A 14,125-nucleotide genomic window follows, 5' to 3' on the forward strand; every position below is an offset into this window, starting at 1 on the left:
TTTCAATACCTTAATTTATCTGCCCGACTGGGGCGTTTGAGAATTTATTATGCTAATCAAATTGTTAACCAAAGTTTTTGGTAGTCGTAACGATCGTACCCTGCGCCGCATGCGCAAAGCTGTGAACGTCATCAACGGTATGGAACCGGCGATGGAGAAGCTCTCTGATGATGAGCTGAAAGCGAAAACCGCGGAGTTCCGTGCGCGTCTGGAGAAAGGCGAAACCTTAGAAAGCCTGATCCCGGAAGCCTTTGCCGTAGTACGTGAGGCCAGTAAACGCGTGTTCGGCATGCGTCACTTCGACGTGCAGCTGCTGGGCGGGATGGTGCTCAACGAGCGCTGCATCGCGGAAATGCGTACCGGTGAAGGTAAAACCCTGACCGCAACGCTGCCGGCTTACCTGAATGCGCTGACGGGTAAGGGTGTTCACGTTGTTACCGTCAACGACTATCTGGCGCAGCGCGACGCCGAAAACAACCGTCCACTGTTCGAATTCCTCGGCATGACCGTGGGCATTAACATGTCCGGCCTGCCGGCACCTGCCAAGCGTGAAGCCTACAACGCGGACATCACTTACGGCACCAACAACGAATACGGCTTCGACTACCTGCGTGACAACATGGCGTTCAGCCCGGAAGAGCGCGTCCAGCGTAAACTGCACTATGCGCTGGTGGATGAGGTTGACTCCATTCTGATCGATGAAGCGCGTACCCCGCTGATCATCTCCGGCCCTGCCGAAGACAGCTCCGAGATGTACCGTAAAGTCGACAAAATCATTCCTCACCTGCTGCGTCAGGAGAAAGAAGACTCCGATACCTTCCAGGGTGAAGGTCACTTCTCCGTGGATGAAAAAGCGCGTCAGGTCAACCTGACCGAACGCGGCCTGGTGAAAATCGAAGAGCTGCTGGTTGCTGAAGGCATTATGGAAGAGGGCGAGTCTCTGTACTCCCCGAGCAACATCATGCTGATGCACCACGTAACGGCTGCACTGCGCGCGCACGCGCTGTTCACCCGCGACGTTGACTACATCGTTAAAGACGGGGAAGTCATCATCGTCGATGAACACACCGGCCGTACCATGCAGGGACGTCGCTGGTCCGATGGCCTGCACCAGGCCGTGGAAGCCAAAGAAGGCGTGGATATTCAGAACGAAAACCAGACGCTGGCATCCATCACCTTCCAGAACTACTTCCGTCTGTACGAGAAGCTGGCGGGGATGACCGGTACCGCAGATACCGAAGCGTTTGAGTTTAGCTCCATCTATAAGCTGGATACCGTGGTAGTACCTACCAACCGTCCGATGATCCGTAAGGATATGCCGGACCTGGTATACATGACTGAAGCGGAAAAAATTCAGGCGATCATCGAAGATATTCGCGAACGTACCGCGAAGGGCCAGCCGGTACTGGTGGGGACCATCTCCATCGAGAAGTCCGAAGTGGTGTCTAACGAGCTGACTAAAGCAGGCATCAAACACAACGTTCTGAACGCCAAGTTCCACGCTAAAGAAGCAGATATCGTTGCGCAGGCGGGTTACCCGGCAGCCGTAACCATCGCCACCAACATGGCGGGTCGTGGTACCGATATTATGCTCGGCGGTAGCTGGCAGGCCGAAGTGGCGGAGCTGGAAAACCCAACCCCAGAGCAAATCGCGCAGATCAAAGCCGACTGGCAAGTGCGTCACGACGCGGTGCTGGCATCCGGTGGTCTGCACATCATTGGTACCGAGCGTCACGAATCTCGTCGTATCGATAACCAGCTGCGCGGTCGTGCGGGTCGTCAGGGTGATGCCGGTTCTTCCCGCTTCTATCTGTCTATGGAAGATGCGCTGATGCGTATTTTCGCCTCTGACCGTGTGTCCGGCATGATGCGTAAACTGGGCATGAAACCTGGCGAAGCGATCGAGCACCCGTGGGTTACCAAAGCGATTGCCAACGCCCAGCGTAAAGTGGAAAGCCGCAACTTCGATATTCGTAAGCAGCTGCTGGAATATGATGACGTTGCCAACGACCAGCGTCGTGCGATCTACACCCAGCGTAACGAACTGCTGGACGTGTCCGACGTGAGCGAAACCATCAACAGCATTCGCGAAGATGTGTTCAAAGCCACTATCGACGCTCATATTCCACCGCAGTCTCTGGAAGAAATGTGGGATATCGAAGGCTTGCAGGAACGTCTGAAAAACGACTTCGATCTCGAACTGCCAATCAAAGAGTGGCTGGACAAAGAGCCTGAGCTGCACGAAGAGACCCTGCGCGAGCGTATCTACGAAACCGCGCTGGACGTCTACAAGCGTAAGGAAGAAGTGGTTGGCGCAGAGATGATGCGTCACTTCGAGAAAGGCGTAATGTTGCAGACCCTGGACTCCCTGTGGAAAGAGCACCTGGCGGCAATGGACTACCTGCGTCAGGGTATCCACCTGCGAGGTTATGCGCAGAAAGATCCGAAGCAGGAGTACAAGCGTGAATCCTTCTCCATGTTTGCCGCCATGCTGGAGTCGCTGAAGTATGAAGTCATCAGCACTCTGAGCAAAGTTCAGGTGCGTATGCCGGAAGAAGTGGAAGCGATGGAGCAGCAGCGTCGTGAAGAAGCTGAGCGTCTGGCACAGATGCAGCAGTTGAGCCATCAGACCGATGAGAGCGAAGCCGCAGCAGCAATCGCAGCGCAGACGGGCGATCGTAAAGTTGGTCGTAACGATCCGTGCCCATGCGGTTCCGGCAAAAAATACAAGGCGTGCCACGGCCGTCTGAGCTAAGAACATAACAAACTGAAAAGGCGCAGATATCTGCGCCTTTTTTATGGAAGTGACATGATGAAAACACTGCAAATTGCTGTCGGGATCATTCGCAACCCGCAAAACCAGATCTTCATTACCCAACGTGCCGCCGATGCGCACATGGCCAACAAATGGGAATTCCCCGGCGGGAAAATCGAATCAGGTGAAACGCCGGAGCAGGCGCTGGTGCGTGAGCTTCAGGAAGAGGTGGGGATCACCCCGCATGGCGCAACGCTGTTCGATAAGCTGGAGTACCAGTTTCCGGATCGTCACATCACGCTGTGGTTCTGGCTGGTGGAAAGCTGGGAAGGTGAACCGTGGGGTAAAGAGGGGCAGCCGGGTAACTGGATTGAGCTTCAGGCCAGCGATGCGGAAAAATTCCCGCCCGCCAATGAGCCTGTGATCCTCCGGCTGGTTGCACAACCGTAGGCCTGCTAAGCGAAGCGCCAGCAGGCTTTGAACGTTACTGCTGGTTTTCGCTCCAGTCATCGCTATCCGAGAGATCGCCTTCGCTCGGAATGCGTTTCTCTTCCGCCGCCCATTCGCCCAGGTCTATAAGCTGACAGCGCTTGCAGCAGAATGGGCGAAATGGACTCACTTCTCCCCAGACGACAGTTTTCCCACAGGTTGGGCAGTTTACGGTGGTTACGTCAGACATCGGCACTCCTTAACAACAGGCCAGTTCAAAATCGAGGCGTTCCGGCACGGTGCCATGTTCACTGTCCAGCGGCATAAAGCGGATCGCGAAACGGCTTTTATGTCCGGAAATTTGCGGGTAAAGCTGCTCGCTAAGAGACAGATTCAGGCGCAGAAGATCGGCGTCGTCGCCGTTATCCTGATAGAAACCGTTGAGACTGGTTTGTTTGCGGAACGGGGCAGAGTTACGCACAAGATCGAGGATCAAGGATAACGTCTGATTCATCGGCTCCAGGCTGCCCAGCCAGCTGTTCACCTGGCGATCGCGCTGTTCCTGCGGCATGTGCAACCACATATGCAGCGTTGGCAGGTCAAAGCTACAGCAACCGCCCGGTATGCTCAGGCGCTGGCGCACCAGCGCAATCAGACGATCCTCTCGTAAAAACTGGCCAACGCGCGGCGCGGCCATCAGCGTCGTGCTGCTGTTTTTCAGCTGCTGGCGTAAAGCGTCAATTCGACTTTGATCCACGCCCGGTACTTCGGCCCAGGCCTGTAATTTACGCTGCTGGCGCTCCAGCTCTTTCAACAGCTCAGTGCGGACGTCACCGCGTTCAATCACATCCAGCAGATCGCCCACGTTGCGGAAAAAATGCAGCGCGGTGGCGTGATCGTTGACAGGCAGATGTTGTGAAAGCTGTTGAATAAGAAATTCTATGCGTAGCCAGGTACGCATTTTTTCGTTAAGCGGGTGCTCAAAAAGGATATGAGTCGACATTATGGTTTTTCCTGTGCAACGGCCTGCGCGGCGAAGGTCAGATACTGCGCGTGCAGACGAGCAACATCCGATGCAATGGCATCTGGTGCGCCGTTATTATCAATAACATCATCCGCAACGGCGAGGCGCGCTTCGCGCGTGGCCTGTGCGGCAAGAATTTGTTCAGCATGTTCGCGTGAAACATGGTCACGCGCCATGGTTCTCTGGATTTGCGTTTCGCGGGAAACGTCAATCACCAGCGTTCTGTCTGCTTTATTCTGAAGCTGATTTTCCACCAGTAACGGGACGACCCACAACACATAGGGCGAACGGGCTGCGGCAATTTGACGCTGAGTTTCCTGGTGGATAATGGGGTGGAGCAGGGCATTAAGCCAGGCTTTTTCCGCTGGATCGGAAAATATGCACTCACGCAGCTGCCGACGATTCAGGGTGCCGTCAGCCTGTATCACACGGCGACCAAAATGCGCTTCGATGGCGTTTAAGGCGGGTGTATTGGGTTCTACCACATGACGGGCAATGATATCGGCGTCGATAATCGTGATGCCGAGACGAGCAAACGCGTGCGCAACGGTGCTTTTACCACTACCGATGCCGCCGGTTAATGCGACGATATACCCCATTAAATCAGATCCTGGGAATTATTCAGTTTTAAAATCAGTTGCTTAAAATTCAAACTTACAACAGCCAATGTTTAGCTCTCTTTACCCGCTTTTTACCAGGTAAATTTATAGGATTGTAGCGTAAAAAAAGAGAATTTCGCAGTCTTGCGGAGCAGGTATTAGTGCGTATGATAGCGTCACTGGAGTTGTGCTTTTAATATATTTGCCTCTAACCCCAGGAATCCGCACATGCGTATCGAAGAAGATCTGAAGTTAGGTTTCAAAGACGTTCTTATCCGCCCTAAACGCTCTACACTGAAAAGTCGCTCAGACGTTGAACTCGAACGTCAATTCACCTTTAAGCATTCCGGTCAGACGTGGTCTGGCGTGCCGATTATCGCGGCCAACATGGACACCGTCGGGACCTTCGAGATGGCGACCGCACTGGCGCAATTCGACATCCTTACTGCGGTACACAAACACTACAGCGCTGAAGAGTGGGATGCGTTTGTCGCCTCCGCCTCGGCTGAAGTGGTGAAGCATGTGATGGTCTCGACCGGTACGTCTGATGCAGATTTCGAGAAAACCAAACAGATCCTGAACGCCAATCCGGCGCTGAATTTTGTCTGCATTGACGTGGCAAATGGTTATTCCGAACATTTCGTCCAGTTCGTCAGCAAGGCGCGTGAAGCCTGGCCAACCAAAACCATCATCGCGGGCAACGTGGTGACCGGTGAAATGTGTGAAGAGCTGATCCTCTCCGGAGCCGACATTGTGAAAGTAGGCATTGGCCCGGGCTCCGTTTGCACCACGCGCGTGAAAACCGGTGTGGGTTATCCGCAGCTGTCTGCGGTAATTGAATGCGCTGACGCTGCGCACGGTCTGGGCGGCCAGATCATCAGCGACGGTGGCTGCACCATGCCAGGCGATGTCGCGAAAGCCTTCGGCGGCGGCGCGGATTTCGTGATGCTCGGCGGCATGCTGGCAGGCCACGAAGAGAGCGGCGGTACCGTGGTGGAAGAGAACGGCGAGAAATTCATGCTGTTCTACGGAATGAGCTCTGAATCCGCTATGACCCGTCACGTGGGTGGTGTCGCGAAATACCGTGCGGCGGAAGGCAAAACCGTTAAGCTACCACTGCGTGGTCCGGTCGAAAACACGGCGCGCGATATCCTCGGCGGACTGCGTTCTGCCTGCACCTACGTTGGGGCTTCCCGCCTGAAAGAGCTGACTAAACGCACGACGTTTATCCGCGTTCAGGAGCAGGAAAACCGCGTTTTCAATAGCCTCTGACGGCTACGGCTGGCGCGCGTCCGTGCGCCAGCGTTACCCCGCGCTCATTGCATCCCCCAGATGGAAAATCGGCAGATACATTGCCACCACCAGCGTGCCAATAATCAGACCTGTCACGACCAGTAGCAAAGGCTCAAGAAGCGCCGCCAGATTGTCTGCCTGCTGAAATGTCTGTTCCGTATGATGGCGGGCCAGATTCATCAGCATGACATCCAGTGAACCCGACACTTCTCCGGTGCGAATGAGCTGAATACACAGTGGCGTAAAAACAGAGGCCTTCTGGAAGGAGCACCACACGGGCATCCCCTGTTCGATATCGCTGCGTATCTCACGGAGTTTCTCCTGCCAGTAGCCACACTCAACGGTCTCCTCCACACTCTCCAGTCCTCGTAAAAAGGCAATTCCGGCCTGCTGGGTTAATGACAGCACGGTAAAAATTTGCCCCAGTTTTTGCCCACGCATCAGCGTGCCCATCACTGGTACATGTAACAGGACGTACTGCCAGCGCGGATGCCGCCGCAGCTTACAAGCGATGACAACCATTGCCACGAGCAGGGCCAAAAGGGTGAGGATATGCGCCTGAACCAAGGCCGCCAGCCCCATGACTGCCTGCGTGAGCAAAGGGAGCGGGGTGTTGAACGTTTTGTAGATTGCAGCAAACTCAGGCAAAACCAGCGTGACCATCGCCAGCACCACGAAAACGGCCAGCGTCAGGATGATCAGCGGATAGCGCAGCGCTTTCTTCACCTTTGCACTGAGCTGCTGCTGGGATTTTTGTTGCTGCGCAAGCTGACGGCAGCAGGCTTCGAGCTTACCCGTCAGTTCACCCGTCTTCACCATCGAGACATAAAGGGGGCTAAACACCTCTGGCCATTTCTTCATGGCCTCTGACAGAGCGAAACCTTCGCTCAGGTCATCAGCAAGACTGTGCAGCAGCGCCTGCCAGTGCTGCAAAGGATGCTGTTCCGCCAGCATGTGCAGGCTTTGGGACAGCGTGAGTCCGGCCTGTAGCAGCGTGGCGAGCTGGCGAAAAATATCGTAGCAGTGCTGCACTTGCCATCGGTGGTGCTGCTGGCAGCGTTTTAGCGCCAGCGGGTGCAGCTGTTTAAGCACCAGAGCCGTGTAAGCTGCGTTACGGTCGATGGCCCAGAGGGTGCCGGTTTGCACCTCCCCCTCGGTGGTCAGGGCACGCCAGCGCCAGAGCGAATTAGCAGCCATCGGGCATTCCCAGGACGCGCAACAACTCTTCGAGCGTAGTCAGCCCTTGCTCTACGGCCATGCAGCCATGCTCAAACAAAGAGGTCATTCCCGCCTGACGAGCGCTGGACCCAATCACCTCCGTGCTTGCTCCGCTGGCGATGGCCTGCCGCAGCGTGTCGTCGATGACGAGTACTTCAAAAATGGCTACGCGACCATAAAAACCGTGGTAGCAGCGATCGCAGCCGGTGGGTTGCCAGCGAGGAAGCGGCCGGGGCCACAGCGTGCGGGGTAATTCGGTGTGGCGGCTGGCTTCCTGTCGGCAGTACGGGCATAAACGGCGCACCAGCCGCTGGGCAATCACCATCGAGAGCGCCGAAGAGATCATCCAGCGCGCGACACCCATCTGTTGCAGCCGTACCAGCGTTTCAGTCGTCGAATTAGTATGGAGGGTGGACAGCACCAGATGCCCGGTTTGTGCCGCCTTAATGGCAATTTCTGCCGTTTCGCCGTCACGAATTTCACCTACCATAATGATGTCAGGATCCTGCCTGAGCAGGGCGCGCAGCACGCTCTGGAAGGTCAGCCCCGCACGCGGATTAATCTGCGTCTGGTTTAAGCCTGCAAGCGGGATTTCAACGGGATCTTCCACGCTGCAAATATTAACGTCAGGTGTATTTCGCGCCTGTAACGCACTGTACAGCGTCACCGTTTTCCCGCTACCTGTCGGGCCGGTGACCAGAATCAACCCCTGAGGGCTGTTAAGCGCCCCGGCAAAACGGACCTGCTGGTCTGCGCTCATCCCCAGCTGTTCAAGCTCCAGAGCCTGCTGTACCTGGTGAAGCAGACGAAGCACGATTTTTTCTCCACCGCTACAGGGAAGGGTTGCGATACGAAAAGAGACGGGGACGCTTGCCAGCTCCACCGTAAACTGGCCGTCCTGCGGCAGGCGGCGCTCCGCAATATCCAGTTGACCCAGCACCTTCAGGCGTGCGGCAAGCGTCGTCCCGAGGGCGGCAGAGATCGGCAGTTGCGGGTAGAGAAAACCGTCGATTCGCAAACGGATCTGGTAGCCGTGCTCCGTCGGTTCAATATGGATGTCAGAAGCCCGCTGGTTTACTGCCTGCTGCAAGGTTGTACTGAGCACGTCAGCGGCTGAGTTTGGCGCTATGCCCGGCAGGTGTGATGATGAGACGGACTGAAGCCGTTTTTCCATCCGTTCTGCCGTCCAGCACTCAATATCAATACGCTTCTGCGTGGCGAAGCGTAACGCTTCCATCAGCTCAGAGGCAGGATTACCCACCACCGCAATGCTGATCATATCGGTGTCGCTTGCGAGTAGCAGTGCGTGATGGCGCTGACAGAGCGTCATTAGCTGTTCGGTATTCATTGTCCACTCCTGTCAGTTGTTGTCGAAGCGGAAAACATCTTCACAGGCTTGTCTGAGCGCCGTGTCGGACGCAATTTTGCAGTCACGCGTCCAGCCCGTCATACCGTTACCGTCGCTCCAGATCGGTGTCATGAGCACTTCAAGTCCGTTAAGGCTTTCCTGCCCTGTTAACGATACGGCCCCCTTTGCCACGCTCATCGCTGAAACGTAACGTGTGGTTGTCGGGGAGGGGATGCCATTGGTGCCTGCGTCGCAGCTATCCACACCACCACGATCCAGGGCGCAAAGCTCAATGGCGGTGCGGTAGGGGATGAACGTTTGCAGCATATCGGTGAGCGCCGCTTTTCGCAGGTAGTTCTGATAGGCCGGAACGCCAATCGCGCTCAGGATGGCAATAATGCCAATGACCACCATTAGCTCAATCAGGGTAAATCCTTGTTGTCTGTTCATGTCTGCTCCTTACGTTAAGTGGCGCTACTGTGGCAGTGCCAGCATGCAGAAACGAGGGACAAAAGCGTGAACGTGAAGGGGCTTTCAGGGAAATGATTCAGTGTTGCAGAGAAGGACAGCGTAATTGCGAGCGGTTTCGTATTTCCCCTCTCCGGGCGGAGAGGGGGGATAATTTATTTGAAGCGCATCGAGAGGTCGAGGGCGCGGACGTGCTTGGTCAGGGCGCCTACGGAGATGTAATCGACGCCGGTTTCAGCAAATTCGCGGATGGTGTCGAACGTCACGTTGCCGGACACCTCAAGCTGCGCCTGGCCGTTTGTGCGTTTGACCGCTTCACGCATCTGCTCCGTGTCGAAGTTATCGAGCATGATGATGTCAGCCCCCGCTTTAATGGCCTCGTCCAGCTCCTCCAGCGTTTCCACTTCCACTTCGACGGGCACATCCGGATGCAGCCAGAAGGCTTTTTCCACGGCCTGACGCACCGAGCCAGAGGCAATAATGTGGTTCTCTTTGATCAGGAAGGCATCGGATAGCCCCAGACGATGGTTGGCGCCGCCACCGCAGAGTACCGCGTATTTCAGCGCGGTGCGCAGACCCGGCAGGGTTTTACGGGTATCCAGCAGCTGCGTGCGGGTGCCTGCCAGCAGGTCAACGTAGCGGCGTACTTCACTGGCAACGCCAGAGAGCGTTTGCACAAAATTGAGCGCGGTGCGTTCACCAGTCAGCAAGACGCGGGACGGGCCGTCCAGTTCGAACAGTGGCTGATTCGCCGTGACCGCATCGCCGTCCTCAACGTGCCATGTTACCTGCACCTCGTCGCCCGCCAGCTGGGTAAAGACCTCCTCAACCCAGCGTTTGCCGCAGAAAACCCCTGCTTCACGGGTGATAACCACCGCATGCGAGCGTGTCTCTTTTGGCAACAATTGGGCGGTAATATCGTTATCGGCGCTGACGTCACCGCCGAGGTCTTCTCTCAGGGCATGGGCAACGCTTGCCGGGATATCACTATTAATACGTTCCAGAAGCGCGTCACGTCGGTGGTCGGGGTTATAGCGGCGAGGCGGCATGATAAAACTCCAAATTGGTAACGAATCATAATATTGAAACATGCTACTCTGAACCGAGTAACAGCACCATAGATAAGGAGTTCCAGCATGTTGTTAGAAAACGGATGGCTGGTGGACGCGCGGCATGTACCGTCGCCGCACCACGACTGCCGCCCGGAGGATGAAAAGCCCACACTGCTGGTGGTTCACAATATTAGTCTCCCGCCGGGTGAGTTTGGCGGTCCGTGGATCGATGCGTTATTCACTGGAACGATAGATCCCGATGCCCACCCCTTCTTTGCTGAGATTGCGCATCTGCGCGTATCGGCGCACTGTCTGATCCGTCGTGATGGCGAAGTGGTTCAGTATGTTCCTTTTGATAAGCGTGCCTGGCATGCCGGCGTGTCGAAGTATCAGGGGCGCGAGCGGTGCAATGATTTCTCCATTGGAATTGAACTGGAAGGAACGGACACCACGCCTGACACCGATGCGCAATATGAGAAACTGGTTGCTGTAACGCAAACGTTAATCGGGCGCTATCCCGCCATTGCAGACAATATTACAGGGCACAGCGACATCGCCCCCGAAAGAAAAACCGACCCCGGCCCGGCGTTTGACTGGTCCCGGTTTCACGCCATGCTTACCACGTCGTCAGATAAGGAGATAACATGACGTTGTTTACCATGCTGCTGGTTATGATCGCTGAACGCCTGTTTAAGCTCGGCGAGCACTGGCATCTGGATCATCGGCTGGAGGTGTTATTCCGCCGCATCAGGCATTTTTCCATGCTGCGCACGCTGCTGATGGCGGCAGGCGTGATGGCCATTACGTTCCTGTTGCTGCGCTCGCTTTACGGCCTCTTTTTCAACGTGCCGCTGCTGGTGGTGTGGATCCTGCTCGGCGTGCTGTGTATTGGCGCGGGCAAGGTGCGTTTGCACTATCACGCGTATCTGAAAGCCGCTTCCCGGGATGATGCCCACGCGCGCGGCGCGATGGCGAGCGAGTTGACGATGATCCACGGCGTACCGCCGGACTGCGATGAACGCGAGTTTCTGCGGGAGCTGCAAAACGCGCTGCTGTGGATTAACTTCCGTTACTACCTGGCGCCGCTGTTCTGGTTCGTGGTGGGCGGACCCTGGGGGCCGGTACTGCTGATGGGTTACGCGTTCCTGCGCGCCTGGCAGACCTGGCTTGCCCGCTATCTTACGCCGCATGAACGTCTACAGTCCGGCATTGATGCCATCCTGCACGTGCTCGACTGGCTTCCGGTGCGTCTGGTAGGCGTGGTCTATGCCCTCATCGGTCACGGTGAAAAGGCGCTGCCCGCGTGGTTTGTCTCCCTTGCAGACCGCCATACCTCGCAGTATCAGGTTTTAACCCGACTGGCACAGTTCTCGCTGGCGCGTGAGCCGCACACGGACAAAGTCGCAACGCCAAAGGCTGCCGTCTCGATGGCGAAGAAAACGTCGTTTGTGGTGGTGGTGATTGTGGCGCTGCTGACGATTTACGGCACGCTGGTTTAAGCCAGCGCGCCGAAGCCGTTACGGTGTATCTGCGGGCGGGATGCCGAATTCAGGCATCCCGTTTTCGTTCCAGCGGATGAGTTTCAGGCGAGTATGGCGATTGGGATCGTAAAGCGGATCGCCTTCAATTTCAGTGTAGTTTCGCGCGTGGTAGACCAGCACATCTTCGCCCTCCGGCGTCTGTGTAAAGCTGTTATGGCCTGGCCCATACTGACGGTTTTCGTAGCTGGTGACGAACACCGGGCGCGGGGATTTATGCCAGTTAGCCGGGTTTTGCAGATCGGCATTCAGGTCTGCCCACAGTAATCCCATGCAGTAGTTCTCGTCGGTGGCGCTGGCGGAATAGCTGATAAACAGCTTATCGCCATGGAACAGCACCGCCGGGCCTTCATTGACCCAGAACCCGCGGCACTCCCAGTCATATTCCGGTTTACTGAGCATCACCGGCTCGCCTTTCAGCGTCCACGGATTTTCCATTTCACACAGGTAAAGATTCGAGTTACCGGAAATATCCGGGGCTTTTTGCGCCCACAGATACCAGCGTTTACCCTGATGAACAAAGGTGGTGGCATCCAGCGCGAAGGTGTCAAACGGGGTTTTGATTTGCCCTTTTTCTACCCACGTACCGGTGAGCGGATCGCGATCTGCGCATTCAATGGCAAACATGCGATGCTGGAACATCCCGAGCTGATCGAGCGCCTGGGTATGCGTGGCGGCAAAATAGATGTACCAACTGCCGTCGATATGATGCAGTTCCGGTGCCCAGATCAGCTGGCTCATCGGGCCGGTGTCGGGCTTGCGCCAGACAACCACCTCTTCGGCATCGCGTAAACCTTCCAGCGAGTCCGCGCGGCGGATCGCCAGCCGATCGTACTCCGGTACGGAGGCGATAAAGTAATATTGCCCATCGTGACGCAGGATATACGGGTCGGCGCGTTGTTCAATAAACGGGTTTGGCCAGGTTTGCATTCGGCTTTCCTTATTTAGTCTCAGCGGCTTTGAGTTCCTGATAATCGTTCAGCTCGCGATAGTTGGTGCGACGCTTTTCCAGATCGGACTGGATCTGCTTCATGGTCTCACGGTCCACTTTCAGCAGACGTACTACGCCCGCGGTAATTAAGTATCCAATGCCAGGAATGACGGTAAAGAGCAGCACGATCCCGTTGATGGCATCCGCGCTCTGCGCTTTTGCGCCCGCATCGTAGCCGTACCAGGAGAGCAGGAAACCGACCATTGCCCCGGCAATCGCCAGACCCAGTTTCAGGAAGAAGATGTTGCCGGAGAAGCTGATCCCGGTGATACGTTTCCCGGTTTTCCATTCACCGTAGTCGTCCACGTCGGCCATCAGGGACCAGTGCAGCGGGGATGGGATCTGGTGCAGGATGTTCAGCAGGACGTAAAGCACAACAATGGTTGTCGTCGCTTTCGGGTCGAAGAAGTAGAAGGCGCAGGAGAAAATCGCCAGCGCGATGTTGGTCCAGAAGAAGACCTTCAGCTTGCACCAGCGGTCGGTCAGCACTTTCGCCAGCATACTGCCGAACATCATGCCGATCACGCCCAGGCTGATAAACAGCGTGGCGAAATGGGTGCTTTGCCCCATGACCCAGGTAACGTAATACATGGTGGCCGCCATGCGGATAAAGCCAGGGCAGACGTTGCACAGGGTTAACAGCAGGATCCGCACCCACTGGTCGTTCTTCCACACGTCTTTCAGGTCGTTTTTAAGTTCGTCATGGGTTTGCACCGCCGGACGCACGCGCTCGCGCACCGTGGCGAAGCAGAACAGGAACATGCAGGTACCAATCAGCGCCAGCACGGTCATCGCCATCTGGTAGCCTTTGGCTTTGTTATCCCCACCGAACCAGTCGGCCATTGGCAGGAGCGTTAGCGACAGCAGCAGCGTGGCGATACCAACCATAACAAAACGGTAGGACTGGCAGGCAACGCGCTCTTTCGGGTCGTTGGTGATCACGCCGCCGAGCGAGCAGTACGGAATGTTGATGGCGGTATAGGTCAGCGACAGCAGGAAGTAGGTGACAAAGGCATAGATAACTTTGCTGTTATAGCTCCACTCTGGCGTGGTGAACATCAGAATGCTGAACAGCGCATAGGGGAAGGCAATCCACAGCAGCCATGGACGAAACCGGCCATATTTGCTGCGGGTACGGTCAGCAATCGCGCCCATGATCGGGTCCGTTACGGCATCAATGACGCGCACGGACAGGAGTAAAACGCCAACCAGTGCAGGAGCCAGACCAAAAATATCCGTATAAAAATAGTTAACAAATAACATGATGGCGCCAAAGATAATGTTGCATCCGGCGTCACCCATGCCATAGCCGATCTTTTCTTTTACTGACAGTTTGTTGTTATTCATCGACAGCTCTCCGGGTTTCGGTATGGAGAGAATTATTTGCTGGCAAACGAATATATGCGTTGC

At 55.8% G+C, this 14,125-nt stretch carries 14 protein-coding genes; 5 read left to right on the forward strand and 9 right to left on the reverse strand.

Translation table 11 applies throughout. The annotated features are described in order from the left end of the window. Positions 1–49: 49 nt before the first annotated feature. Together secA and mutT are read left to right on the forward strand one after the other, a co-directional pair. Positions 50–2,755 (forward strand): preprotein translocase subunit SecA, encoded by a 2,706-nt coding sequence (gene secA, locus SK53_RS16420; RefSeq protein WP_003856335.1) that lies wholly within the window; start codon positions 50–52, stop codon positions 2,753–2,755. 57 nt (positions 2,756–2,812) lie between these two features. Then, positions 2,813–3,205: an 8-oxo-dGTP diphosphatase MutT gene (mutT, locus tag SK53_RS16425; protein WP_032610174.1), complete on the forward strand. Its 393-nt coding sequence runs from the start codon at positions 2,813–2,815 to the stop codon at positions 3,203–3,205. A 34-nt stretch (positions 3,206–3,239) separates the two neighbouring features. On the opposite strand, the gene yacG is transcribed toward mutT, so the two are convergent. Genes yacG through coaE form a run of 3 tightly spaced genes read right to left on the reverse strand, consistent with a single transcriptional unit; the run spans position 3,240 to position 4,807 of the window. Next, positions 3,240–3,434 carry a DNA gyrase inhibitor YacG gene (gene yacG, locus SK53_RS16430; RefSeq protein WP_003856332.1) on the reverse strand — a complete coding sequence of 65 codons (195 nt, stop codon included), beginning with the start codon at positions 3,432–3,434 and terminating at the stop codon, positions 3,240–3,242. A 9-nt stretch (positions 3,435–3,443) separates the two neighbouring features. After that, the gene (zapD, locus tag SK53_RS16435) at positions 3,444–4,187 is read right to left on the reverse strand and encodes a cell division protein ZapD (RefSeq protein WP_003856329.1); all 744 of its coding nucleotides are present in this window, start codon (positions 4,185–4,187) and stop codon (positions 3,444–3,446) included. Continuing rightward, positions 4,187–4,807, reverse strand: coding sequence for a dephospho-CoA kinase (gene coaE, locus SK53_RS16440; RefSeq protein ID WP_003856328.1), 621 nt, complete (start codon positions 4,805–4,807; stop codon positions 4,187–4,189). The genes zapD and coaE overlap by 1 nt, the downstream gene beginning before the upstream one ends. A gap of 228 nt (positions 4,808–5,035) precedes the next feature. Here coaE and SK53_RS16445 point away from each other — a divergent pair, with 228 nt between their 5' ends. After that, on the forward strand, positions 5,036–6,079 hold the full coding sequence (locus tag SK53_RS16445; protein ID WP_003856327.1) for a GMP reductase: 1,044 nt from the start codon (positions 5,036–5,038) through the stop codon (positions 6,077–6,079). Between the two features lie 33 nt (positions 6,080–6,112). On the opposite strand, the gene hofC is transcribed toward SK53_RS16445, so the two are convergent. The 4 genes from hofC to nadC all read right to left on the reverse strand — a co-directional run bounded on the left by hofC (position 6,113) and on the right by nadC (position 10,183). Then, entirely contained in the window at positions 6,113–7,297 is a 1,185-nt protein-coding gene (gene hofC, locus SK53_RS16450) for a protein transport protein HofC (RefSeq protein WP_048209791.1), read from the reverse strand. Next, on the reverse strand, positions 7,287–8,666 hold the full coding sequence (gspE, locus tag SK53_RS16455; protein WP_048209792.1) for a type II secretion system protein GspE: 1,380 nt from the start codon (positions 8,664–8,666) through the stop codon (positions 7,287–7,289). The genes hofC and gspE overlap by 11 nt, the downstream gene beginning before the upstream one ends. A 12-nt stretch (positions 8,667–8,678) precedes the next feature. Then, positions 8,679–9,116 (reverse strand): prepilin peptidase-dependent pilin, encoded by a 438-nt coding sequence (gene ppdD, locus SK53_RS16460; protein ID WP_015572680.1) that lies wholly within the window; start codon positions 9,114–9,116, stop codon positions 8,679–8,681. 173 nt (positions 9,117–9,289) lie between these two features. Further along, positions 9,290–10,183, reverse strand: a complete 894-nt coding sequence (gene nadC / locus SK53_RS16465) for a carboxylating nicotinate-nucleotide diphosphorylase (protein ID WP_032608506.1) — start codon at positions 10,181–10,183, stop codon at positions 9,290–9,292. A gap of 87 nt (positions 10,184–10,270) precedes the next feature. Here nadC and ampD point away from each other — a divergent pair, with 87 nt between their 5' ends. Together ampD and ampE are read left to right on the forward strand one after the other, a co-directional pair. Beyond that, the gene (gene ampD, locus SK53_RS16470) at positions 10,271–10,834 is read left to right on the forward strand and encodes a 1,6-anhydro-N-acetylmuramyl-L-alanine amidase AmpD (protein WP_048209793.1); all 564 of its coding nucleotides are present in this window, start codon (positions 10,271–10,273) and stop codon (positions 10,832–10,834) included. Beyond that, positions 10,831–11,685, forward strand: coding sequence for a beta-lactamase regulator AmpE (gene ampE / locus SK53_RS16475; RefSeq protein WP_003856320.1), 855 nt, complete (start codon positions 10,831–10,833; stop codon positions 11,683–11,685). The genes ampD and ampE overlap by 4 nt, the downstream gene beginning before the upstream one ends. An 18-nt stretch (positions 11,686–11,703) precedes the next feature. Here ampE and SK53_RS16480 read toward each other — a convergent pair whose 3' ends face one another. Then, a complete protein-coding gene (locus SK53_RS16480) occupies positions 11,704–12,654 on the reverse strand; it encodes a glycoside hydrolase family 43 protein (protein WP_048209794.1) in 951 nt (316 codons plus the stop codon). 10 nt (positions 12,655–12,664) lie between these two features. Beyond that, complete coding sequence (locus tag SK53_RS16485; RefSeq protein ID WP_023315402.1) at positions 12,665–14,062, reverse strand: glycoside-pentoside-hexuronide (GPH):cation symporter; 1,398 nt, start codon at positions 14,060–14,062, stop codon at positions 12,665–12,667. Positions 14,063–14,125: the final 63 nt, after the last annotated feature.

Source organism: Enterobacter sp. MGH119 (assembly GCF_001037675.1).
Lineage (GTDB): Bacteria > Pseudomonadota > Gammaproteobacteria > Enterobacterales > Enterobacteriaceae > Enterobacter > Enterobacter hormaechei_C.